Origin of the sequence: Rhizobium sp. WYCCWR 11152 (genome assembly GCF_013087615.1) — a bacterium.
In the GTDB taxonomy this organism is placed as follows: domain Bacteria; phylum Pseudomonadota; class Alphaproteobacteria; order Rhizobiales; family Rhizobiaceae; genus Rhizobium; species Rhizobium indicum.
In genome coordinates, this window is the sequence record NZ_JABFCP010000009.1 from 327,231 (window position 1) to 347,579 (window position 20,349).

Consider the following 20,349-nt stretch of genomic DNA (forward strand, 5'->3'; position numbering starts at 1 on the left):
TGGCAGCTTTTGGCTGCCGAGGAACGATAGCTGACGATCAACCCGCGGGGATTATGGTCTCAGAATGGCCACACCGGGCCCTCGCAGGCCCATTGCATGCTCTCCAGAATCAGGCTGGGACCAAGCCACGCACCGCACGGAACATCATGGGAAATGACCGGGGTCCATCGGGCAAGCCAACCAGATACCCGGCACGAACATGCTGTTCGATCGAACCGCGGGCGTCGTCCGAAAGTGCCATCAATATGCTTGTGATGCTGCCTGGCCCGTCGGTGAACGTAGCCCAATAATCCGCGAAGGACGCATACTCGCAATCCACGACAACGGGAATCTCCGTCACGTCGACGAGGCCGATCTTCCGCCACAACGTCGCCTGACCATTAGGCCAGAAGAGCTGGCGCCCCGCCCGCATGGATCTCAGCCTGGCGAAGTCGGTCTCAAGCACGGCGCCGGTGTTAATGACGAGATCGAAGGCGGGCATGCCGCCCAAGAACTGAGTAACGGCGGACGCGACCACGCCGCCTGGACGGGTCACGCGCATCATCTCGGCAACTACCTGTTCAATTTCCGGGATAACGTCCAGGGCTAGCGTGGAAACGGCCGCATCGAAAAAGTTAGTGTCGAACCGCATGTGCCGGACATCGCCGTGTTCATATGCGATATTGGGGTGGGATCGTCGACGGCGGGCTCCTTCCAGGTATCCCTCCGATGCGTCAACACCGATCACATGCGCTCCCGCCTCGGCCAGTGCTTTCGACAACACACCTGTCCCACATGCTACATCGAGCACGCGACTGCCCGGAGCAATATTGGCACGTGTAAGAAATGGGCTTGCCAGATGTTCGCTCCAGCGCCCTATGAATGTCTCGTAGACGTCGGGATCAGCCCAATTATATCGTAGTTCTGCGGTTTCCATGGCTTGCCATCCTCCCTCGATCAAGAATGGATCGTAACACGGCCATTCGGGTCGCGCGTACCGCCGTCACACCGGGCAATCCAGCGGAACCATGTTAACGCTTCTCAAGAAAATATGACACAGCGGGAGTGCTGATATCCCGCCAAGTCCCATATATCGACCTTCACGGGCGTTCCTTTATCGGCACCAGGAGTGGGCGAAGGTCGAAGCGATCGCCGACTGCGCCGGCGCACCGCCGATCCTCCGGCTGCCGAGCAGAGCTGAACTCAAAACAGCCGATCGACACATCGCTCGGTCTCCCACCGCCTGAGGAAATTTGCTTCCCGGGCAATCCAGCCGACAGTCTCGTTTCCCCATTCCTGGGCCCGGCTGGCGTACTCGCCCATCAGCCAGATGTGGCGGGCGATCACAAAGCGATGGGCGGCTTCGAAGTCATCTGGCGTGATCGGCCGGACGGCCCGATAGGCATCGACGAAGGCGTCCCACATTTCGGTCGACCGCCGGCCGAAGGATATTTGAGCCCACAAAAACACCGACAAGTCGTAGGCGAGATATCCCGGACCTCCGTCATCGAAGTCGAAAAATACGGCTTCACCGGCGTCGTTGATCCGCGCATTGAAGCCGTGACAGTCGCCGTGGCAATAGGTCGACGTCAAATCGCCGAAGGCTTCGATCGCCTTTGCGGTCCGCGCCGCGATGTCTTCAAGTTCGCTGCGGACCTCGGCGTCCTCCACGACGCCGCTGTCGCATATGCGGGCAAGCGGCCGATGCAGCAAGTGTTCGAGATCAAGCCGATAGAGCGCTCCGTCCGGCTGAAATGTCTCGGCGGCGTCGTGCATCAAAGCAAGGGTCTTGCCGTTGGCCCGCGCATCGCCGGCATCCGCCGTATCCGGCTTGCGGCCCTCGAGCGCCCGGAAGAGCACGGCCTGGCGCACGCCCTCCGGCGCATCTCCCTCAACGAACAAGCTGCCCTCGCGTGTCGGGACGGCTGCGGCGACGGGAACGCCAGATTGCGCAAGATGCGTCAGGAAAGCCGTTTCGGTCTTGACGTCGGCCGGACCACGGGCGCGGCGGTGGGAAAGCCGGAACACATAACGCTCGCCGTTGCTTCCGACGGCAAGATACACATCATTCAAACCGCGCTGGAGCATCCGGCAGGAAACCGGCCCTGCGAGCGGATAATGCCGATCGATGAACTGTTCGATAGCCGCAACCTGCGGGGTCGAATAAAGCGGATTAAAATCGAGCATGGGCGCTGTACCATCGGCTTTGCTGGCAGGCTGCTTCCGCGGTGAGAAGGCCATGAAGGCGGTGGCGGCCGCAGGCACCTACGATTGCAATAGGCTGCTGATTGGATAAGGTGAATGGCGCTATTGATAAAACCAAGAGATGAAAAACAAAATGCAGGCTTCGCGATTTTTGAAAGAAAACTCTATTTCGATTTCTGTGCTTTCCATCATTTTCGGTCTGTCTGGATGTGTCACCACTCAAAACGGTGTCGCTATTTCTGCGGATCACAGTCGGGCTCTGAGTGGAGAGCGGACAAAGATGGGCCAGTCCTACAATTTGAATGAAGACTGCACGGCTGCAACAATGGCCAATATAGAATTGGTACAAGCCCCGGCGCATGGCTCGGTTGAATTCGTCAAAGAGAATATTTATTCAAATTACAAGGATGGCATCCGCATTAAATGCAATTCCAGGAAATCTCTCGGCGTGTCGGAATACTATACTTCCAACAGCGGCTATTCTGGAAGTGACATGTACAAGGTGAGGGTGTCCTACGGGGAGGGGACCATCAAGGACGTCACCGTCAACATCAATGTGATCAAGAATTAAGCTAAGGCCAAAGGTTGGACCAGTCGCTGACTAGCAGTTCGCGTGTCGGCCTGTTGCTGTTATGAGCCGGCTCCAGCCCCTACGCGGCGGTACTCGTTCAATTGCCACTCGGAAGGAAGCATCGTGATGACATCCTATATAATGGAGCTTCGCGGTATAGTGGTCGAAAATTCGGTGGGTAGGCAACGAGGCAAACTTCGAGATGAAGCCATGAATGTCGATATTCTGCACGAAGAAAAAATCATTGGGCACGCCGATCTCGGTCCCATCGATCCGTCGATGGGCGTTGCAGGGGGACATTTTGTTCCCACTCCAGATTATGATCCACGCCTCCACGCGTTCGTAATTGACGGCGAATATAATGATTTAGAGGGCAAGGCCCAGCTCTCTGCATGTTCAGCAGAGTTCGGGGTGCTTCGATGCGAGGGCGTCGCGATTGAGGATTTCAATGAAACCGTTCAGGAAATAAATATTATCATATTGGGCATGGCCTATCCTGAATATGAAACCGCCTTTGCATCTTAGTTGCGCTTGGGGGGATGAAATTTTTGCTTCCGGCAGTCTGCGCCCTGATTTCCGTTTTCGTCGCAGCGACGAGCGCTCACGCGTGCGCAGTACCTCGACCATTTTTTTCTGAGCTGTTCGACGCTGACGTGATCGTTCGGGGCAATTTCCGGGACTTCGAAGTTTTGGAACCGGGCCAAGAGGCGCGGGTGACCCTCGAAATACTGGAGACCCTGAAGGGGAGCGTTCAACAGGGGCCATTGTCTTTCAATTGGACACGAAGCGGGCTTGCGGACCAGTGGAGGGGGCCGAACGACGTGATTGTGGCGCTCATGCGATCGAACCCGGATAACCGCGAAAACTATGAAATCATGCGCGGCTGCCGGGTGTGGGGAATCTATCGGACGGACAAAGACAAAGAGCTCGTGATGGAGATCATAACCCGCAGCGCTCGTTGATCTGCTTCTGTCCGCTGTTGGTGCTCCCGCATTGGGTCGCCTGTCGGTCCAATGCGCGGGTCGCAAACTACGCCCACAATCATCAGTAGGGCAGATAGAAAGGGCGACTGGATCCATGCGACCATTCGTGTTGCCTGCAAGCACCAGGCGAACCTCCGCCGGCAGCGGCCATTGGGGGCTATTCTCTAGGGGCGATCAGTCCGCCGTCGGCTGCCCGGGAAGCTGGCCGTAAGCCGTCAGAATGGCCTTGATCAGGCCCGGAAAGCGTTCGTCCAGCTCAGTGCAGCGCGTTTGATTGCGCATCTCCACACCCTGGCGCTCGCTCATGATCAGCCCGGATTCGCGCAGCACCTTGAAGTGGTTGGACAGCGACGACTTTGGAATGACGCGGTCGCCGAGATCGGCAAGCGCAGAGCACGTCCCGCCACCGCTGGCGCCGGCAAGCTTTGCATAAATGGCAACGCGCTCCGGATCGGACAGCGCATAGAGGATCGCCTCGGGCTTGATGTCCTCCAGGGCTGGGTGAAAGAGCGGTCTCATGAATTTTATATAGCGTCCCTTGACATCGAGATCAACAGTTCCGAATTTCTGAACTATGGAACAAGCCTGTCAATCCCGGCGGCTGTCCAGATCTGAAGGGACGAGAAATGGCTAAGCTCACAGGAAAGGTCGCTGTCGTAACGGGCGCCTCCAAAGGCATTGGCGCTGCGATTGCCAAGGCGTTCGCAGCAGAGGGTGCGCAAGTGGTGGTCAACTACGCTTCGAGCAAGTCGGGAGCCGACGCCGTGGTTGAGGCGATCAGCGCGGCCGGTGGCAAAGCCATTGCGGTGCAAGGCGATGTTTCGAAGGCCGGTGAGGCACAGGGACTGGTCGATGCTGCGGTCAAGGAGTTCGGCAAGCTCGACGTGCTGGTCAACAATTCCGGCGTCTATGAATTCGCGCCGATCGGTGAGGTGACCGAGGAACAGTATCGTCGCATGTTCGACGTGAATGTTCTCGGTGTTCTCTTGACCACCCAGGCAGCGGTGAAGCATCTCGGCGAGGGCGGCAGCATCATCAACATCTCCTCGGTGGTCACCAGTCTGGCGCCGCCAGACTCCGCCGTCTATACCGGGACGAAGGGAGCCGTCGAGGGCATCAACAGCGTGCTTGCCAAGGAACTCGGCCCGCGCAAGATCCGCGTCAACGCCATCCTGCCAGGGATGGTCGAAACCGAGGGCACGCACACGGCGGGCGTCATCGGCTCGGATTTCGAACAGACCATCGTCGCCCAGACGCCGCTCGGCCGCATCGGCCAGCCGGATGATATCGCCGGTGTCGCCGTCTTCCTCGCTTCCGACGATGCCCGCTGGCTGAGCGGCGAACGATTGTCCGCCAGCGGCGGTTTTCGCTAAAGCATGATGATGTGATACCGGGTCGGCCTCAAACCTGAATGCTGTTCTGAATTAAACGGCTAAAGCGCGTCGCGATCTTTCAGATTCGCTTGTCGCGCTTTAGCTCTTTGTTTTTACGCATGTCGTTATCGCAAAACCGCTGCACACTTTTGCGCGACATGCTCTAGCTGTGGCGATGGTGTGCGTGCGCCAAGCCGCAATCCAAGGCTGGAGCCGGCTCGGCGTCTTGGAGATTGGCCCGCCGCAGACGTCTAAGCCACCGTCGGGTGTTCAATCGCTTGACGCATCTCCTGGACATGCCGCGCCGGCGGCGCGCCGAATTGCCGAAGATACTCGCGGCTGAATTGCGAGGCGCTCTCGTATCCGACCGCGAACGCCGCATCCGACGCGCTATGGCCGCCCGCTAGCAACAGTTGGCGGGCTTCCTGCAACCTGAGCTGCTTTTGATACTGAAGAGGACTGAAGCCAGTGATCGCCAGGAAATGGCGATGCAAGCTTGCGCGGCTCATCCCGCTGGCATCGCAAAGGGCCTCGATGCGAAGGTGCGCGTCGGGGTGGTCCCTAATCCACGCGATGGCGCGCCGGACGCGGGCCACGGCACCCTCAGGCCGTGCGATCTGACGCAGCAATCGCCCCTGTGGGCCCTGCAGCAACCGGTAGAGTAGCTCGCGCTCGATCATCGGGCTGAGAATGGGAATATCCGCCGGGTTATCGAGCAACGACAGCAACCGGAGCAATGTATCGCGAAGCGGAGCGATCATTGGATTGACCGCGACGCCCATGCTTTTCTGATCGTTCTCTCGTACGGAGGGCATGGTCGCAGCAAGCTCTGCCAACAGCCCCGGCTCCAGGACGAGTGAGACCGCGACATAGGGGCGACCCTTGCCGGCATCCAGGATTTGCCCAGTCAGCGGTAGGTCGAGAGCGCTGATGAAATACTGCGCGCTGTCGTAACTCAGAAGGGTGTCGCCGATTGCAACGCGCTTAGACCCTTGCAGAATGAAGCAGATCATCGAGCGATAAAGGCAAGGCACCTTGCCCGTGGTGTCTCGTCCTACGAACATGTCGAGGCGGGGGATCAGTGTGTCCGTCGAGCCCGTCGCGGCATGACGCAACACAATGTCCAGATGCGGCGCGAGATCGTCTGTCATATCTCCAGTGTGCCACGCCCCCGCGAAAAAGCAAAGGTTTTGAGACAATCAGGCAAGAGGTTGAGCCGATCGGGCGTGTTCCCAACCCGGCGTTTGCCTATCTTGGATCCAACAAAAGCGCCTGAGGGCGCGACATCCGAGAAAGGCAGTCATGACCCACCCTATCGCACTTATCACCGGCGCAAGCCGCGGCCTTGGCCGCAACATGGCGCTTCACTTGGCCAAGCGTGGGGTCCATATCATCGGCACCTACCGTAATGGCATGACCGAGGCCAACGCCTTGCGTCAGGAAATAGAAGCGCTGGGCGGCAAGGCGTCGATGCTGGCGCTCGATGTAACCGACACGGCGAGCTTCCCGGCATTCGTTGGCGCCGTCACCGAGACGCTCAGGTCGGACTTCCACCGAGATCGTTTCGACTATCTCGTCAACAACGCCGGCAACGGCCTGTTTTCGAACTTTGTCGATGCGACCGAGGAGCAGTTTGCTTCCTTGGTTTCTACCCATCTCCAGGGGCCGATTTTCCTGACCCAGAAGCTTCTGCCGCTGATCGCGGATGGCGGGCGCATACTGAACGTCTCCTCTGGCTTCGTGCGCTTCACCTTGCCGGGGTACAGCCTCTACGCAGCCATGAAGGCGGCGGTCGAGGTGCTTTCACGTTACCTGGCTGTGGAGTTGGGTGAACGCAGGATTCGCGTCAACGCCATCGCGCCGGGCGCCATCGCAACCGATTTCGGTGGCGGCGCAGTGCGCGATAATGAGGGCGTGAACGCGTACGTGGCGCAGGGCATCGCGCTGGGCCGCGTCGGCCTGCCGGACGATGTGGGCGGCGCCGTCGCCGCGATCCTGTCCAACGACATGGCTTGGGCCAATGGCACCACCTTCGACATCTCGGGAGGACAATTGCTTTAGACCAGGCAAGTGCTCCCCAGATTGTCGGTTATCGAGAGGCCATCATGACAACCAGCAAGCTCACGCTCATCAGCCATCCGCTATGCCCGTTCGTTCAGCGTGCGGCGATCGTCCTTTTGGAGAAGGGCGTGTCGTTCGACAGGATCGACGTCGATCTCGCTGACAAACCGGACTGGTTCCTGGCGCTTTCTCCGACAGGCAAGGTGCCCTTGCTGAAGGTGGAGCGGGCGGATGACAGGGCCGCGATCCTGTTCGAAAGCATGGTGATTTGCGAATATCTAGAGGAGACGCAGGGCGGCGCAAGGCTCTACTCTGAGGACGCGCTGTCTCGCGCTCAACAGCGCGCGTGGATCGAATATGGTACGGCGGCACTAGCCGAAGCCTGGCAATTCCTAAACGCCAAGGATCGTGCAACCGCAGACGCCAAGCGGGCAGCGTTCCGAAACCGGCTAGAGAGGCTCGAAGATGTGCGTGACCAAGGGCCCTACTTCTCTGGATCGACGTTCAGCATGGTCGATGCGGTGTTCGCGCCTCTGTTCCGGTATTTCGACCTCATCAACCCGACCGTGACGCAGATAATATTTCAGGGTCTCCCACGCGTATCCATATGGCGTGAGGCTTTGGCACTACGAGCGAGCGTCGTCGCGGCCGTGGGGCGGGACTACGGTCGCCGTTTCAAGCAACATCTGGCCGAGCACCAGGCGATCTTGGCCGATTGATTCCCCCCAAGCCCGCTTTCGCTCTCTCGGTGTCTTGACCCGGCGGCGCTCCGAAGAGACGCTTGTACTCACGGCTGAACTGCGAGGCGCTTTCATAGCCGATCGCAAACCCCACCTCGGCTGCACTCACCTGGTTCGCGATCATGCGACGGCGGGCCTCGTGGAGCCGGATATATTTCTGATACTGAAGCGGGCTGACGGCGGCAACGGCTTTAAAGCGATCGTAAAACACGGATACGCTCATACCCGCGAGCGCAGCGACCGCCTTGAAATTGAGGCGCTCGGTGTAGTGATCGCGGATCCAAGCCATGGCCTTTCGGATGTGCATCAGGCGCGAGTCAGATCCGGCAATCTGACGGAGCAGGCCGCCGTGCGGTCCCATCAGCAGCCGAAACATGAGCTCGTGCTCCAGAGACCGAGCCATGACCGGGATTTCGGTTGGGCGATCGAGTAGTTCCAGTAGTCTTCCCCAAGCGCCCAGAAGCGACGCGCTCGCGGTGCTAACGCCGTATCCCGATTCAATCGGCAACTCTGGTATCGCTGCCATTTCAAGTACGAGATCCGACAGCAGGGCTGGATCCAAAAACAGACCGACTGCGAGAAACGGTTGATCCTCTGACGCCTCACAGATCTGACCCAACGCAGCGATCTCAGCCGCGACGATCATGCTTTGGCCAGGGCCGTACTCAAACATCTTGTCGCCGATAAACATGCGCTGAGTTCCCTGGATCACCAGGGACGCCGCAGGATCGTAGATCAGCGGGTCGATCTCGGTTGTATGGTCGAGGATGTAAGCGAACAGTCTCGGCAGTTGAGGACTCTGACGGCCAGCGTGGCGCACCGCCATGGCGCGGATTTTGTCGAGTTCGCTCATCAAGGCAGCTTAACTCGATTGCCCAGAATTATCAATCATTCCGGAAAATCAGGCAATGATAGCGGAAGATCTGGCATCGTGGCGTCGCGATTCAAAGCCTATCTTCAGGCTGAACACAGAGGCCGTTGAGGCTTCTAAATCATCCTGAAAGGAACTGCCATGCCCACCCCAACGGAAACTGTTTCGGCTTTTTGCGCCACATTCTTGGAAGACGGCGGAAGGCCAGCCGTCCGTCGCTGGTTCACACCCAACACGCGCTGGGTCAACGAAGGCGTTTCAGTCACGAACGGCGTCGAAGAGGCTATCGCCATGATCGACGGATTGGAGACGTCGATGGGCATCTCGACGGTCCATATCGACATGCTCGCGATTGCCGCCGACGGATCTCGCGTTCTCACCGAAAGGCTCGACCGGTTCGAGCGTGCCGACGGCAGCGAAATCGGACGGGTGATGATCATGGGCATTTTCGAGATCGAAGACGACAAGATTGTCGAGTGGCGGGACTATTTCGACGTTACCGCCGTCCAGAAGTTCTCTGCCGGCTGAGACGCCGGCTTGCGAACGATGGGGCTGGACGCGGAGATTATTGTCTCCGCGATCGGCACAACGCGCCCAATCGGGAACATCCCCTTTTAAGCAGGCTCGCAGCCGTGCGGGTGGGCTTTCAGATGAGTCGCGTCGATCATGATGCGCCCAGGCCTGGACCGTCCGCCGGTGAGCCCAGCGAAGATGCGATCGAAGACGCCGAGCCGGCTCCAGCGGATGAAGCGATTGTAGAGCGTTGTGCGGCCCATTACCTGCCGGCTAGTAGGGCGAGACGCACGCCCGTCGCGGACCGTAATAGGGCTGGAACGTGTTGTCGTAAGCCCTGTAAGACCGGTAGCGCGAGTAGCACCAGCTCGTATGTCCGTTGCCGCCACTATAGACTTGGCGGTACGAGCGCGGCGCGTAGTAGCGCGGACGGTAAATGGTCGAGCCGTAGTAGCGCGGCGGACCGTAATAGGGCGATCCGTAGTAGCCCTGATCGTAGTAGCCCCGACCGTAATAGCTTCGGCCATAATACGGCTGCGCTAGCATTCCGCCGATGATTGCGCCGGTCGCGAGCCCGCCGAGACCCCAAGCCCAATTGTCGTTGCGATAGCCACCCCCGCGGTAGCCTCGATAGCCGCCTCGATAGCCGCCTCGGTATCCACCGCGGTAGCCGCCGCGATAATTTCTGTACTGGACCGGCTGCGCCTCTGCGGCTTCGATTTTCGGCACGGCAATGGTGGGAAACGCCATGGCCGGCGGGACGCTCGTCAGCGCCGTCACCAGCGACAGGATAACGATTGCTAACCTTTTCATTGGCTCATCTTTCCTTCGTAAGCGCTGCGCGACGCATGCGGCGCGCAAGGACGTTTCAGCCCTCTCAATGCACTGGTTAATTTTACCCTAAAATCGACTTTGATTCGAGGAGTTTCGCAGGAAGGATTTTCTTCGACGGCGGGGCTCCCGGCGAAAGCACGCGCCCCACTCTCCGTCATCCCGTATAAGCCGCTGCGCGCTCCACGAAACATGCGACGCGGAGCTCATCCATGACGCCGGCAAAGGCGGTCATCACCTGCGACGCGACTTTGTCAGCGGTATCCGCCAGAAGCGGCCATATCGGGTCTTGATGGGAATCGAAATCGCGACCTGTCATTTGTGACGGAATGCCACTCAGCGTGAGCCTTTCCTGCGCAATTGCATTAGGCTGGTTGCGTAGTGCCCGAGGCAGACGAACAGCGCAACAATGGCGCCCTGGTGCAAAAAGAACCGCAATGCCGCTTCTTCGAAATTCCAGAGATTAAGAGTCATTTCGGCCATAAGGCGCGACCCGGTACCCATGACCATCCAGCTGTGGACGCCGTAGGCGGCTACGGCCAGCGCCAGGGCGCGGAGGATCCAAGTCCTACCGACGCTGGGGGTGCCAAGTCGCAGCCAGGCGCGCATCGAGGCCATGATCATGGCCCAGCGCATGCCGACGTGGACCGCGACGATCACCAGCGCCCAATAGGCGGCCTGGGCGTGCAGTTGACGTGCCCCGAACGAGCTGGCAATCGGCAAGAGGCTGAATAGAGAGCGCGAAATGATCAAGCTGGTGACCAGCAGGCTTAGCATTGCGGCCGCGAGTGCGCCGATGGTGACGATGTTGAGCCAGCCGCGCAGATCCCGGCTACCCTTGCGGGCGGTCGAACCGTACCAGCGGCGATTGAAGGCGTTGTGGAAGATCAGCAGCCCGAACATGGCCGTGCCGATCAGTTCATGGGTAAGGTTGCCCAGCCAATCATAGGCCAGGGCAGCCACTAGCAGACCACCCGCCACGGCGTTCATCAGCAGGCGAACCTGAAGCGGCATCAGGGCAGATACGCTTCCATGCGGTCGCGGGTGAACATGAAATCATTGCTTTCCTGCCCTTGGTGGCAGGCCTCGCAACGTTCCGCGATCGAGGTGCGGTTGACCTGGCCGTTGGTGTCGAACTGCTGGAAATGCCAGTCACCGGTGCGCTTCTCCTCCTCGACTTCGAGGCCCCAATCCACACCTTTTTCCATCACGAAGTAGCCGGTTAGGGCACCGTCATCATAAATCTCCAGTACAAGCCTCGTGCCCGGGGGTAACGGCTGGCCAGCCTTCGCGATGTCGATCGTTTCCTTCAGGGCATAAGCCAGCTCGCCACCTGAGCCGCGCCTGTAATCTCCATACATAACCATCTGCTTGAAATCTTTCGGGAAGGTCGCGCGGTTGGCGGCTGCGGCGGCAAGGCCGGATGCTAGGAGCAGAGCGGCCCCACCGAGGGCTAGAAGGACAGAACGGAACGATGGCATGAGGATCCTTTCTGGATATGGGAAATGTGACCTGTGGCGGCTTCGGAAATGCCAGCGGGCGCCGCTTGAGCGCCCGCCGTTCCGGAAGATCAGGCTTCGACGTCGACCGATTCCGTAAACATCGGGCTCATGCGCCCGCCATGCACGGTTATGGTGGAGAGCACGGCATTGATCTCGGCGAGATCTTCAGGCGTCAGTTCGACACGAAGCGCCCCGAGATTTTCAACCAGGTGGTCGATGTTGCGGGTGCCAGGGATCGGCACGATAAAGGGCTTCTGTGCTCGCAGCCATGCCAGCGCGACAGCAGAAGGTGTGACTCCCTTTTTCGCCGCGAACTGCCTCAGGAAGGTAACGATCGGCATATTCGCCGCCATGTTTTCCGCGCTAAAGCGTTCAAAGTTCGCGCGAAGGTCCGTTTTCGGATCGAACTTGGTCTTGCTGTCGATCCTGCCTGTCAGATACCCCATCCCGAGCGGTCCCCATGGCACGAAGCCGATCCCGAGTTCCTCACATGTCGCCAGGACACCGTTCGTTTCGGGATTGCGCTCAATCACCGAGTATTCCGTCTGCACAGCCGTGACCGCCTGCACGGCATGGGCTCGCCGAATGGTTTTTGCGCTCGCTTCAGACAAGCCGAAATGCAGCACCTTGCCTTCCTGGATCAGGTCCTTGACGGCGCCTGCCACGTCCTCGATCGGCACGTTCCTGTCGACGCGATGCTGATAGAACAGATCGATGCGATCTGTCCTGAGGCGCTTCAGCGATTCTTCGGCAACTCGCTTGATGCGTTCCGGCCGGCTGTCCCGCGCGGTCGTGCCGTCGAGGGCGAAGCCGAATTTGGTGGCGATCTTCACCTTGTCGCGCATGGGTGCCAAGGCTTCACCCACCAACTCTTCGTTTGTATGGGGCCCGTAGACTTCGGCGGTGTCGAAGAAGGTCACGCCGTTGTCATGTGCGGTGCGCAAAGTTTGGATGCCTTGGGCAATATCGGCCGGTGGGCCGTAGGTGCCACTGATGCTCATGGCGCCGGCGCCGATTTCCGACACCTCCAGAGTTCCCAGTCTACGTGTTTCCATAATCGATCCTGTCTGCGTGGTTGACGTATCCGAGGTCGCGGCCCCAGCCATTGATCCGAGCGGCAGGGTTGCTCCAGTGAGGGCCGCCCCCACCACAAAATCTCGTCGTCCGATGCTCAGCTCGATCCGTCTTTGCTTATTCATGATCAGTCTCCTGATTGACCGCGACCAAACGGGCGTCGCTTCGCGAAACGTTCTTTTGACGTCGAAAGCGATGACCCCGCTCTTTGCGGCTCATGTTGGCGGTTAGTGATATAAGCCCCACGAGATCATCCGATTAGGCGGGAATATCTGCATGGGTTTAGAAATGGAGCTTCTGAATTCGGACGATTGCTCAGCGCTCGACAAATGCCGGTAGGAGTATTGTCGATCGGTCCTAGGCCAGACCCGCCACACCGGCAGCGCGGTCATCACCTGCCGATATTAGGCGGCCAACTCCTCCGGCGTGCCGTTGGGGAAGGCCGGTTATTTTCGGCCATTTACCTGACGGAGCCGATATCGATGACCTCAGGAGGCAATATGCAACGTGGCCCAAATATCTGCCGCCCGGACCAGGGGAAAGATACTAGGCTTTCAAAAACATCCGCCAAAGTGGACCATGAAGGTTGCGGCGCTGAGCGGCGGTCATGCGCCCCCAATCCAGTCATTGGCGTTTGCGCTAACGGAATCGAAAGCAGACATTCACTGCTGACGCGCACGACTGCGCGGATGGATTCGTTCCCGACTCTTGCCCAAGACGGTCCCGAAAAATGGAGAACAAGGTCCGGATCAAGTTGTCTGACTGATCGCGTCTGCGGCTCGTAAGAGAGAGCCGCCCGCGATGACCCGCATGTCTATTGCGCTACTGGGCAAGATAACCGCCGTCGATGTTCAACTCGACGCCGGTCACGTAGCTTGCCTCCTCGGAAGCTAGATACAGGCAGCCGTAGGCGATCTCGATCGACCTGCCACCGCGCTTCATCGGTGTTGCCGCGATGACAGCTTCATTGAGCTCTGGCGCCTGTGCATCCGTCAGCGGCGTGTGTACGAAGCCCGGATGCACGGAGTTGACCCGGATCCCGTCGGATACGTACGTCATCGCCGCGTTTTTCGACATGTTGCGGACTGCACCTTTTGCGGCATGGTAGGAATGCGCACCCGCAACCGCTGCACTGCCCCAGATCGAGGAGATGTTGACGATCGCACCCGCTTGCTGCTTGCGCATGACGCGAATTGCTTCCCGCATGCCGAGGAAGACACCAGTCTGGTCGACGGCGATCATCTTCAGCCAGTCCTTCATCTCCAGCTTGTCGAGCGGCTCGTAGGCGATAATGCCGGCATTGTTTACAAGCACGTCAAGTCGGCCATGTTTCCTGACGATCGCGGCAACGACCGTTGCCCATTGCTCTTCGCTGGTCACATCAAGCGTCACTGCTTCGACGGCGTCGGGATATGGTTTTTCGGACGGCTTGATGTCGGCGGCGATGACAATGGCGCCCTCGCTATTGAACAGATCCGCGACTGCGAAACCGATACCACCTGCGGCTCCTGTGACCAATGCAACCTTGCCCTTGAGTCTCATCTTGCAGCTCCTTCTTGGCTTGATGGTGTCGTGTGCAAAAGCGGCGCCTGCGGCGCGGCGTGCTCTTCCCCGAGCAATCCGCGATGGCCCTCGTTCGCCGACGTCCAGTTTCGTGGGAAGCGTGCTAGTCGCCAGCCGGCGCGAGGATCTGCATTCGCATCACCTTCACTCCGCCTTCGGCGAGTTCGGGCAGCTTGGCAAACCACTCCTTCACATACGGCATGGCGTTATGAGCCTCAAAGTCGGCTTCGTTGGCGAATATCTCGTAGAAGATGAAGTGTCCGGGGGTCTCACGGTTCTCCTGAAGAAAATAGACGAGGTTTGCGGGATCGCTGCGGACAAGGTCAATAAGAGGAAGCGTGACGGCCCGTAGTTCGGCCTCCTTGCCCGGTTTGGCACGGACCTCGGCAACAACCGAATAGGCCCCACTTGCAATTTCGGCATAGCCCTGGCCCGGGCCTTCCTGAGCGAGCGCGTCCGCTTGGAGAACGGGTCCCGCGAGCAGGCCCCCGAGCAGAATAGCCGAAGCTTGCAGCCGCAGCGTAGTGATCATGTCGTTTCTCCTTATCTTGCCAAGCGCGGTAAGATGGCCCGCTGGCCAAATCCGGGTGCCGGCCTGCAAAGTGATGCTGATGCCTTTTGCGCTTACTTCGCGCTCGCAAGTTGCAGATGCGCCGCCAATGCATCGGCAAACCGTTTTTTCACGGGTCCAAGCGCCTTCACGAACTCCAGTTGTTCCCCCTCCGGGCCCTTGCAATAGATCAGTTCCCAGCCGTCTGATGGCGCAACGGTCACTTTGTTGGTGTTGGCGCTCTGGGGGGCCGCCTTTCGTTCGTCTTCTGTCGAAACACGTATGATGCGATTTGCCCGCACCTGCGTCATGCCACGCCGCTCGGACTCCGCCTCGAGATCGGCGATAAACTGGTTGAAGTCGACATCATCCCGGACGTAGAAGCAGATGTGCATCATTCGCGGAAAAGCCGGGCTCATGTGCTCCACAGGTTCCGCGAACGCCTTGGGACCACCCATCGGTTGGTCCGCATCGCGATACTGCAAGAGCTCAATAACGACGTTGTCGAACTGGATGAATCGCACATCGAGGCGTTGGGCGCCGTCCCTGAGGTCAGGCACGCCGATCGTCCGCGGATTGACGCCGAGCTGATTGGCCAGGATTTCCTGGTCGGCAAGCAGTGTGTTCTGCACGGCGTCGCCTTGAAAGTCACCATGGCGGAAGACTTCGGTCCCACCGAGTACGGCTGTGTAGAACTCGTACGCGCGTTCCATGTTCTGCACGGTCAGGCCGAAATGCTGTACGCCCTGAAGCCGGGCACCCAGCGAACCTGGATCGCCGGTTGCGACTGGCGTATGTGCGGACGCAGTTGCATCGCCTGCTAGGGCAGCGGCAATTCCGCCGATTGCAACGCCTCCGGCGGCGCGAAGGATGGCTCGGCGCTCCGGGTCGTCCGGTTGGGTAGCTGGCTTTTGATCGCGAGACATCGTTGCCTCCTGTGTTCGCGGGGTGACTGCGCAAATTCTAGCGCGTCCGCGCTTGCGAGGCTGGTTAAGATCTGGGAAATTTGGTGAACCGAGCAGCCATCCGGTCAGTACGATAACGGCGACCTGGTATCTTCCTGCGCGCGGACCGCGGCCCCCGGACCGGCGCCAACAAAGGCTCATAAGGTATGGACACAACGGCGGGGCGGACCAGACGGATTGCAATCGTGCTGGGTGCAGGCGCGGGAATGTATTTCAGCATCGGGATCGTGCTGATCTATGGCTTCAGCGTTTTCATCGTGCCGATCACCGAGGATACTGGGTGGGATCGGACCGTGGTGGCCGCCGTCGTCGCACCGATAGCCGTCGTAAACGGTCTTATGTCGCCTGTAGTAGGGGCGTTGACGGATCGGTTCGGCCCGCGCCGGGTGCTTGCCGTATCGTCCATGTCGATGGCGATCGGCCTGATCGGGGTCGGCATTGCGTCGCAGAATTTGACCACATTCATCGTGGCCGTCGCCGTGGCAAGCCTTATGGGTGCCGCGCAGACCGGCGTGCCCTACACCTATGTGGTGGTCGGATGGTTCTCCGCGCGACGCGGTCTCGCACTGGGTGTCATGCTTTCCTTCGTGGGGCTTGGGATCGCAACGCTTCCTCCGTTCCTTGCATTCCTGATTTCCGAGTGGGGCTGGCGCTTTGCCTTCATGGCAGCCGGTCTGATATCAATTGCTGTCACGCTTCCCGTCGCGCTTTTCGTTATTCGTGATCCACCCGTGCTTCAGCGACCCGACCGCACAGGGGGCGAGGGCCACACTGTTCGCCGGGCGGTGGAGACGGCAAGCTTCTGGTTGATGCTTGGCGCATTTTTTCTCAACTACTTCGCCGCTGCAGCCGGGTCTATTTCGCTCCCTGTCGTGCTGGCGGATCGCGGAGCGGATCCGGCAATGGCGGCCTTGGTCATGAGCCTTGTGGGGTTGTCCTTCATTGTCATGCGTCTCGGCTTCGGGGCACTGCTCGATCGATTTCCCCCGGTCCCGTTGACCAGCCTGGCTTTTCTGTCACCCGTTGTCGGTCATTTCATTCTGTTGAATTCCGAAGCTCTGATCCCCGTCTATGTCAGCGCCGTCTTCTTCGGCCTCGCCACCGGAGCGGAGGGCGACGCGATCGGTTACCTGCTGTCGAAACGGTTCGGAATGCGAAGCTTCGGCAAGCTCTTCGGCATCAACTACATGGCTTTGACCATGGGCGCTGGACTTGGCCCGGCATCGCTGCACATCATGGCCGCCGAAGGTACGCGCTACGTCGAGGCCTTTTCAATCTTCGCGGGCATTGCCGCGATCGCTCCGATCCTTCTCATGTTGGATCGCCGTACGCGAGCGCTAACGCGCTAGGAATTCGGACTTGTATGCCCATCGCGACGAGCCTGACGAGCAGCGCTTTTGCTCCCCTTGCCAGCATCCCCCAGGCTATCGAGGAGTGCGCGCGCCTTCACCAGATCGCGGGTGGTGAGCCCTTCGCCGAAGCGTCGATAAATCGGTGCCAGAAGCCCGCCAACCCTTTCGCTTTGTCCCGACTGAGCCCAATGCTCGGCGAGAGCCGTTGCGGCGCGCAACTCCCATGACAGTGCACCTTGGTGGCGCGCGAGGTCGAGCGACTGAAAATAAAGGGCTTCTGCGGCTTTTACCGTCCGGTTGGCGCTTTCCTTGCCCAACAAAACCGCCTTTATGCGCAGCAGTTCCGGCATGCACCAGATTTCGCCGGTCGATGCCGAAAGCGCGACTGCCTCGCCGATCGCGGTCTGCCCCGCATCAACGTCCCCATGATCCCCCAGACCCGCAGCGTAAACGCCGATATAGAAAGGGCAACGCATGCGGAAACCTACCACAAGAAGCTCATCGAGCGCGCCTCTCAACATCGCCAGTCCAGACGGATCACCGCTTTGCAGCAACCACTCTGCGCGCAGGCAGCGGCTCATGGCACTCCAAATCGACATCGCGTGCTCCGCGACATGGGCTTCGATGCCAACAAGCAGGCGCTCCGCGGCAGCAAGGTCTCCCGTCCACAGTGCAATGGGGCAGGTCGTGTGGACGATGGCATTGCAGAGCGCGAGGGCGTGCTGCGAGGCCCGTGCCTCTTCCAATTGACGCTGCGCCATGGCAACCGCCCTGTCGGGATGCCCCTGCAGCCAGGTGACGTTCGCAAGGGTGCCCCTTGCCGCAGATCGTGGGTCCAACTGGAAACGCGCAATGTCGGAACGGGTCACGGGAGGGACATATCGGGAGATCATGCGTTCGAGGTGACGCCGTGCTTCGCCAAGCTCTCCCAAGTAGCGCAGAGCGGTTCCAGTCTGCCTATCGACATTGTTGCGTGCATCCAGATCGCCGCGGTCGGTTGCCAGCTTTCTTATCCGATCCGCCATCCCCAAGGCCGATTGGTGATCGCCCGTCCAGGTGAAATAGTCGCACAATCCCCACAGGCACCTGAGCATGTATTCGGTGTCGTTGAGCACTTCGGCGGAGCCGAGGGCTGTGGTCCAGGCGGTCTTGACTTCGGGCAGCGGGCCGCGGGTGTGAAGCAGCGCCGTGCCATAGGCAAGCTGCAGCTTCATGTCGTCGCTCGCACTACGGAAATCGGCAAAACAACGACTGAGAGCGAGTTCTACCCCGGTGCGGCACTCCTCCAGGAGCGAAAGATGTTCCCAAAACGGGAGAGCAGCAACCGTGAGCGCTACGCCGGTGGCAACGCTGCGGTTCCCGGAGAACGCCCAGCCCAAAGCACCGCGGATATCGTCCATCTTTCGCCCGTACTCGGCGAGCCATTGGGCCGTCGGCCGGATTTTCCATTCCGCCTCGGCGCGTTTGGCGAGTTCGAGGAGATGTTCGGCGTGGCGCTGGCGCAGGCTGTTGCTTTCGCCGCTCTCGGCAAGTTTCTGCAGCGCATATTTGCGGGTTGTATCGAGCAATCTGTAGTGCGTCCCGAGCTCTCCTCTCTCCGTCGATATAAGCGACTTCGCAACGAGGTTCGCGACACCGTGAATGCATCCGGAGCGGGCACGACCCTTGTCGACTGCAACGGCGCAGGCCGATTCGAGACTGAAGGCGCCTGCAAAGACCGAGAGGCGTCGCAGCAGGACGCGCTCAGGCTCGGCGAGCAGGCCATAGCTCCAGTCCAGCGTTGCAGCCAAGGTGTGGTGGCGAGGGTCGCCACACCGCCTATCGCTCAACACATGAGATTGATCGGCGAGAAGGTCGAGGAGTTCGCGTGTACTGAACGCATCCAGTCGCGGCGCAGCGAGTTCGATCGCGAGTGCCAGCCCATCGAGCCTGCGGCAGATCTCAGCAGCGACTGGTGCGTTCCCGTCGTTAAGCTTGAACTCGCCGCGACTTCCGGCCGCGCGCTCGACGAAGAGCTCCACCGCTGGGAACGCCAAAGCCTGGGCTGCGGAAAGTTCGGACACTTCGGGTGGTGTTTCGAGAGGCGGCAGGCGATAGACCTGTTCTCCGACAACCCGCATGGGTTCACGGCTCGTGGCGAGAATCCGTACCCTCGCGGCGGCGGCCAGGAGCGTTTCTGCGCAGGAGGCCACCGCTTCGATGACGTGCTCACAATTGTCGAGCACAAGCATGAATTCCCGGTCGGTTGCGAAGGCCGCGACCGCAGCTTTGATCTTCTCCGAGTGGACCCTCAATCCCATCGCCGTGGCGATCGCCGTCGGTACGAGAGTTGCATCGTTCACGGTCGCCAGATCAACGAACCAGATGCCATCGTGATACGCAGCAGTAAGTTGATCAGCTATTGCGAGAGCCAACCTCGTCTTGCCGACGCCCCCCGGGCCAACGATCGTCAAGAGGCGCGATACCTCAAGTGCGCACCGGATTGCATCAACAGCATCGCCTCTTCCCACCAAACGGGTTGTTGAAACAGGCAGATTGTGCGTGCGGGCACCTTGAGACTTCGCCGTGACGGAGGTGTCATTCTGCCCCGAAATACGCACGGGAAAGACGAACCGATAGCCCCGGCCGCTCACCGTCGCTATGTATTGCATGTCGCCCGGAGCATCGCCAAGCGCGCGACGAAGAGCCGCAACGTTTACCTTGAGATTGCTTTCCTCGACGAAGGTATCCGGCCAGACGCGCGACACAAGCTCAGCCTTGCCCACCAGTTCGCCGGGACGCTCGATCAGCGCCGCCAAAATTTCCAGTGCGCGGCTACCGACACGAACGGCCGTCTGATCCCGCATCAGCGACTGCCGCTCTGGTACAAGTACGTACGGGCCAAAGAAGTAGGAAAGCACGATCGAAGCTCCGGACGCAAACGTACAAACCCCTTGAATACGTGAACGATCGCTTAATGAAACCGCTCACAGCCCCAGGACAATAACCAATATCACATGTGAAATACATCGCAGATCGATCGACAGGAGCAGCCGACCTACAGGCTGCGGGGTCCGCTCTGGGGCTGTGACAGCAATGCTGAATGTCTTCTTGAAGCACCGAAGGTACAAGTCCCCATGCCATCGGGCCAGAGCTCAGAACCTGGGACCATTGCGCCTTGACGGAAATTATTTCCGCTGCCGGTCCGAAGATTATCGTCCCACTTCCAATCAACGG

The 20,349-nt window shown here is 59.6% G+C and carries 21 protein-coding genes and 1 pseudogene; 8 read left to right on the forward strand and 14 right to left on the reverse strand.

Annotated elements, in window-relative coordinates; translation table 11 throughout:
• Positions 1 to 109: 109 nt before the first annotated feature.
• Together G9X67_RS16730 and G9X67_RS16735 are read right to left on the reverse strand one after the other, a co-directional pair.
• Complete coding sequence (locus G9X67_RS16730; RefSeq protein WP_171599229.1) at positions 110 to 916, reverse strand: class I SAM-dependent methyltransferase; 807 nt, start codon at positions 914 to 916, stop codon at positions 110 to 112.
• 266 nt (positions 917 to 1,182) lie between these two features.
• Positions 1,183 to 2,166, reverse strand: a complete 984-nt coding sequence (locus G9X67_RS16735) for a phosphotransferase (RefSeq protein WP_171599230.1) — start codon at positions 2,164 to 2,166, stop codon at positions 1,183 to 1,185.
• Between the two features lie 151 nt (positions 2,167 to 2,317).
• Between G9X67_RS16735 and G9X67_RS16740 the strand changes: the two genes are divergently transcribed.
• From G9X67_RS16740 to G9X67_RS35025, 3 genes are all read left to right on the forward strand, one after another.
• Entirely contained in the window at positions 2,318 to 2,755 is a 438-nt protein-coding gene (locus tag G9X67_RS16740) for a hypothetical protein (protein WP_246413148.1), read from the forward strand.
• 126 nt (positions 2,756 to 2,881) lie between these two features.
• The gene (locus G9X67_RS16745) at positions 2,882 to 3,280 is read left to right on the forward strand and encodes a hypothetical protein (protein WP_246413111.1); all 399 of its coding nucleotides are present in this window, start codon (positions 2,882 to 2,884) and stop codon (positions 3,278 to 3,280) included.
• A gap of 23 nt (positions 3,281 to 3,303) precedes the next feature.
• Entirely contained in the window at positions 3,304 to 3,717 is a 414-nt protein-coding gene (locus tag G9X67_RS35025; protein ID WP_246705422.1) for a hypothetical protein, read from the forward strand.
• 195 nt (positions 3,718 to 3,912) lie between these two features.
• On the opposite strand, the gene G9X67_RS16755 is transcribed toward G9X67_RS35025, so the two are convergent.
• On the reverse strand, positions 3,913 to 4,257 hold the full coding sequence (locus G9X67_RS16755) for a helix-turn-helix domain-containing protein (protein WP_171599231.1): 345 nt from the start codon (positions 4,255 to 4,257) through the stop codon (positions 3,913 to 3,915).
• Positions 4,258 to 4,364: 107 nt separating this feature from the next.
• Here G9X67_RS16755 and G9X67_RS16760 point away from each other — a divergent pair, with 107 nt between their 5' ends.
• On the forward strand, positions 4,365 to 5,111 hold the full coding sequence (locus G9X67_RS16760; RefSeq protein WP_171599232.1) for a glucose 1-dehydrogenase: 747 nt from the start codon (positions 4,365 to 4,367) through the stop codon (positions 5,109 to 5,111).
• Positions 5,112 to 5,362: 251 nt separating this feature from the next.
• Here G9X67_RS16760 and G9X67_RS16765 read toward each other — a convergent pair whose 3' ends face one another.
• Positions 5,363 to 6,262, reverse strand: coding sequence for an AraC family transcriptional regulator (locus tag G9X67_RS16765; RefSeq protein WP_138328706.1), 900 nt, complete (start codon positions 6,260 to 6,262; stop codon positions 5,363 to 5,365).
• Between the two features lie 151 nt (positions 6,263 to 6,413).
• Between G9X67_RS16765 and G9X67_RS16770 the strand changes: the two genes are divergently transcribed.
• On the forward strand, positions 6,414 to 7,172 hold the full coding sequence (locus tag G9X67_RS16770; RefSeq protein WP_012756469.1) for an SDR family oxidoreductase: 759 nt from the start codon (positions 6,414 to 6,416) through the stop codon (positions 7,170 to 7,172).
• Between the two features lie 44 nt (positions 7,173 to 7,216).
• Positions 7,217 to 7,891, forward strand: coding sequence for a glutathione S-transferase family protein (locus G9X67_RS16775; protein ID WP_138328705.1), 675 nt, complete (start codon positions 7,217 to 7,219; stop codon positions 7,889 to 7,891).
• Here the strand turns inward: G9X67_RS16775 and G9X67_RS16780 are convergent.
• Complete coding sequence (locus G9X67_RS16780; RefSeq protein WP_171599233.1) at positions 7,848 to 8,765, reverse strand: AraC family transcriptional regulator; 918 nt, start codon at positions 8,763 to 8,765, stop codon at positions 7,848 to 7,850. The genes G9X67_RS16775 and G9X67_RS16780 overlap by 44 nt on opposite strands.
• A gap of 159 nt (positions 8,766 to 8,924) precedes the next feature.
• Here G9X67_RS16780 and G9X67_RS16785 point away from each other — a divergent pair, with 159 nt between their 5' ends.
• Positions 8,925 to 9,311 (forward strand): limonene-1,2-epoxide hydrolase, encoded by a 387-nt coding sequence (locus G9X67_RS16785; RefSeq protein ID WP_138328991.1) that lies wholly within the window; start codon positions 8,925 to 8,927, stop codon positions 9,309 to 9,311.
• Between the two features lie 110 nt (positions 9,312 to 9,421).
• Here the strand turns inward: G9X67_RS16785 and G9X67_RS35030 are convergent.
• From G9X67_RS35030 to G9X67_RS16825, 8 genes and pseudogenes are all read right to left on the reverse strand, one after another.
• Positions 9,422 to 9,547 (reverse strand): annotated as a pseudogene (locus G9X67_RS35030) (IS5/IS1182 family transposase); the annotation flags it as partial.
• A 22-nt stretch (positions 9,548 to 9,569) separates the two neighbouring features.
• Positions 9,570 to 10,109 carry a BA14K family protein gene (locus G9X67_RS16795; RefSeq protein WP_171599234.1) on the reverse strand — a complete coding sequence of 180 codons (540 nt, stop codon included), beginning with the start codon at positions 10,107 to 10,109 and terminating at the stop codon, positions 9,570 to 9,572.
• 354 nt (positions 10,110 to 10,463) lie between these two features.
• Positions 10,464 to 11,141, reverse strand: coding sequence for a DUF4405 domain-containing protein (locus G9X67_RS16800; protein ID WP_138328702.1), 678 nt, complete (start codon positions 11,139 to 11,141; stop codon positions 10,464 to 10,466).
• The gene (locus G9X67_RS16805; RefSeq protein ID WP_171599235.1) at positions 11,141 to 11,608 is read right to left on the reverse strand and encodes a cytochrome P460 family protein; all 468 of its coding nucleotides are present in this window, start codon (positions 11,606 to 11,608) and stop codon (positions 11,141 to 11,143) included. Before G9X67_RS16805 ends, G9X67_RS16800 begins: the two co-directional genes overlap by 1 nt.
• Positions 11,609 to 11,697: 89 nt before the next feature.
• Positions 11,698 to 12,684, reverse strand: a complete 987-nt coding sequence (locus G9X67_RS16810) for an aldo/keto reductase (RefSeq protein ID WP_210258917.1) — start codon at positions 12,682 to 12,684, stop codon at positions 11,698 to 11,700.
• Positions 12,685 to 13,525: 841 nt separating this feature from the next.
• A complete protein-coding gene (locus G9X67_RS16815; RefSeq protein WP_138387872.1) occupies positions 13,526 to 14,245 on the reverse strand; it encodes an SDR family oxidoreductase in 720 nt (239 codons plus the stop codon).
• Positions 14,246 to 14,369: 124 nt separating this feature from the next.
• Positions 14,370 to 14,798 (reverse strand): putative quinol monooxygenase, encoded by a 429-nt coding sequence (locus G9X67_RS16820; protein WP_171599237.1) that lies wholly within the window; start codon positions 14,796 to 14,798, stop codon positions 14,370 to 14,372.
• A gap of 92 nt (positions 14,799 to 14,890) precedes the next feature.
• Positions 14,891 to 15,742 carry a VOC family protein gene (locus tag G9X67_RS16825; RefSeq protein WP_171599238.1) on the reverse strand — a complete coding sequence of 284 codons (852 nt, stop codon included), beginning with the start codon at positions 15,740 to 15,742 and terminating at the stop codon, positions 14,891 to 14,893.
• Between the two features lie 245 nt (positions 15,743 to 15,987).
• On the opposite strand from G9X67_RS16825, the gene G9X67_RS16830 reads away from it, so the two are divergent.
• Positions 15,988 to 17,130, forward strand: a complete 1,143-nt coding sequence (locus G9X67_RS16830; RefSeq protein ID WP_138328697.1) for an MFS transporter — start codon at positions 15,988 to 15,990, stop codon at positions 17,128 to 17,130.
• Here G9X67_RS16830 and G9X67_RS16835 read toward each other — a convergent pair.
• Positions 17,127 to 20,033 carry a winged helix-turn-helix domain-containing protein gene (locus G9X67_RS16835; RefSeq protein ID WP_171599239.1) on the reverse strand — a complete coding sequence of 969 codons (2,907 nt, stop codon included), beginning with the start codon at positions 20,031 to 20,033 and terminating at the stop codon, positions 17,127 to 17,129. The genes G9X67_RS16830 and G9X67_RS16835 overlap by 4 nt on opposite strands.
• Positions 20,034 to 20,349: the final 316 nt, after the last annotated feature.

Coding starts and splice junctions, on each gene's coding strand:
- G9X67_RS16745 (WP_246413111.1), top strand. CDS start 2,882: ATGACATCCTATATAATGGAGCTTCGCGGTATAGTGGTCGAAAATTCG.
- G9X67_RS16805 (WP_171599235.1), bottom strand. CDS start 11,608: ATGCCATCGTTCCGTTCTGTCCTTCTAGCCCTCGGTGGGGCCGCTCTG.
- G9X67_RS16730 (WP_171599229.1), bottom strand. CDS start 916: ATGGAAACCGCAGAACTACGATATAATTGGGCTGATCCCGACGTCTAC.
- G9X67_RS16755 (WP_171599231.1), bottom strand. CDS start 4,257: ATGAGACCGCTCTTTCACCCAGCCCTGGAGGACATCAAGCCCGAGGCG.
- G9X67_RS16780 (WP_171599233.1), bottom strand. CDS start 8,765: ATGAGCGAACTCGACAAAATCCGCGCCATGGCGGTGCGCCACGCTGGC.
- G9X67_RS16740 (WP_246413148.1), top strand. CDS start 2,318: ATGCAGGCTTCGCGATTTTTGAAAGAAAACTCTATTTCGATTTCTGTG.
- G9X67_RS16800 (WP_138328702.1), bottom strand. CDS start 11,141: ATGCCGCTTCAGGTTCGCCTGCTGATGAACGCCGTGGCGGGTGGTCTG.
- G9X67_RS16735 (WP_171599230.1), bottom strand. CDS start 2,166: ATGCTCGATTTTAATCCGCTTTATTCGACCCCGCAGGTTGCGGCTATC.
- G9X67_RS16770 (WP_012756469.1), top strand. CDS start 6,414: ATGACCCACCCTATCGCACTTATCACCGGCGCAAGCCGCGGCCTTGGC.
- G9X67_RS16815 (WP_138387872.1), bottom strand. CDS start 14,245: ATGAGACTCAAGGGCAAGGTTGCATTGGTCACAGGAGCCGCAGGTGGT.
- G9X67_RS16820 (WP_171599237.1), bottom strand. CDS start 14,798: ATGATCACTACGCTGCGGCTGCAAGCTTCGGCTATTCTGCTCGGGGGC.
- G9X67_RS16830 (WP_138328697.1), top strand. CDS start 15,988: ATGTATTTCAGCATCGGGATCGTGCTGATCTATGGCTTCAGCGTTTTC.
- G9X67_RS16765 (WP_138328706.1), bottom strand. CDS start 6,262: ATGACAGACGATCTCGCGCCGCATCTGGACATTGTGTTGCGTCATGCC.
- G9X67_RS16785 (WP_138328991.1), top strand. CDS start 8,925: ATGCCCACCCCAACGGAAACTGTTTCGGCTTTTTGCGCCACATTCTTG.
- G9X67_RS16825 (WP_171599238.1), bottom strand. CDS start 15,742: ATGTCTCGCGATCAAAAGCCAGCTACCCAACCGGACGACCCGGAGCGC.
- G9X67_RS16795 (WP_171599234.1), bottom strand. CDS start 10,109: ATGAAAAGGTTAGCAATCGTTATCCTGTCGCTGGTGACGGCGCTGACG.
- G9X67_RS16810 (WP_210258917.1), bottom strand. CDS start 12,684: ATGGAAACACGTAGACTGGGAACTCTGGAGGTGTCGGAAATCGGCGCC.
- G9X67_RS16775 (WP_138328705.1), top strand. CDS start 7,217: ATGACAACCAGCAAGCTCACGCTCATCAGCCATCCGCTATGCCCGTTC.
- G9X67_RS16760 (WP_171599232.1), top strand. CDS start 4,365: ATGGCTAAGCTCACAGGAAAGGTCGCTGTCGTAACGGGCGCCTCCAAA.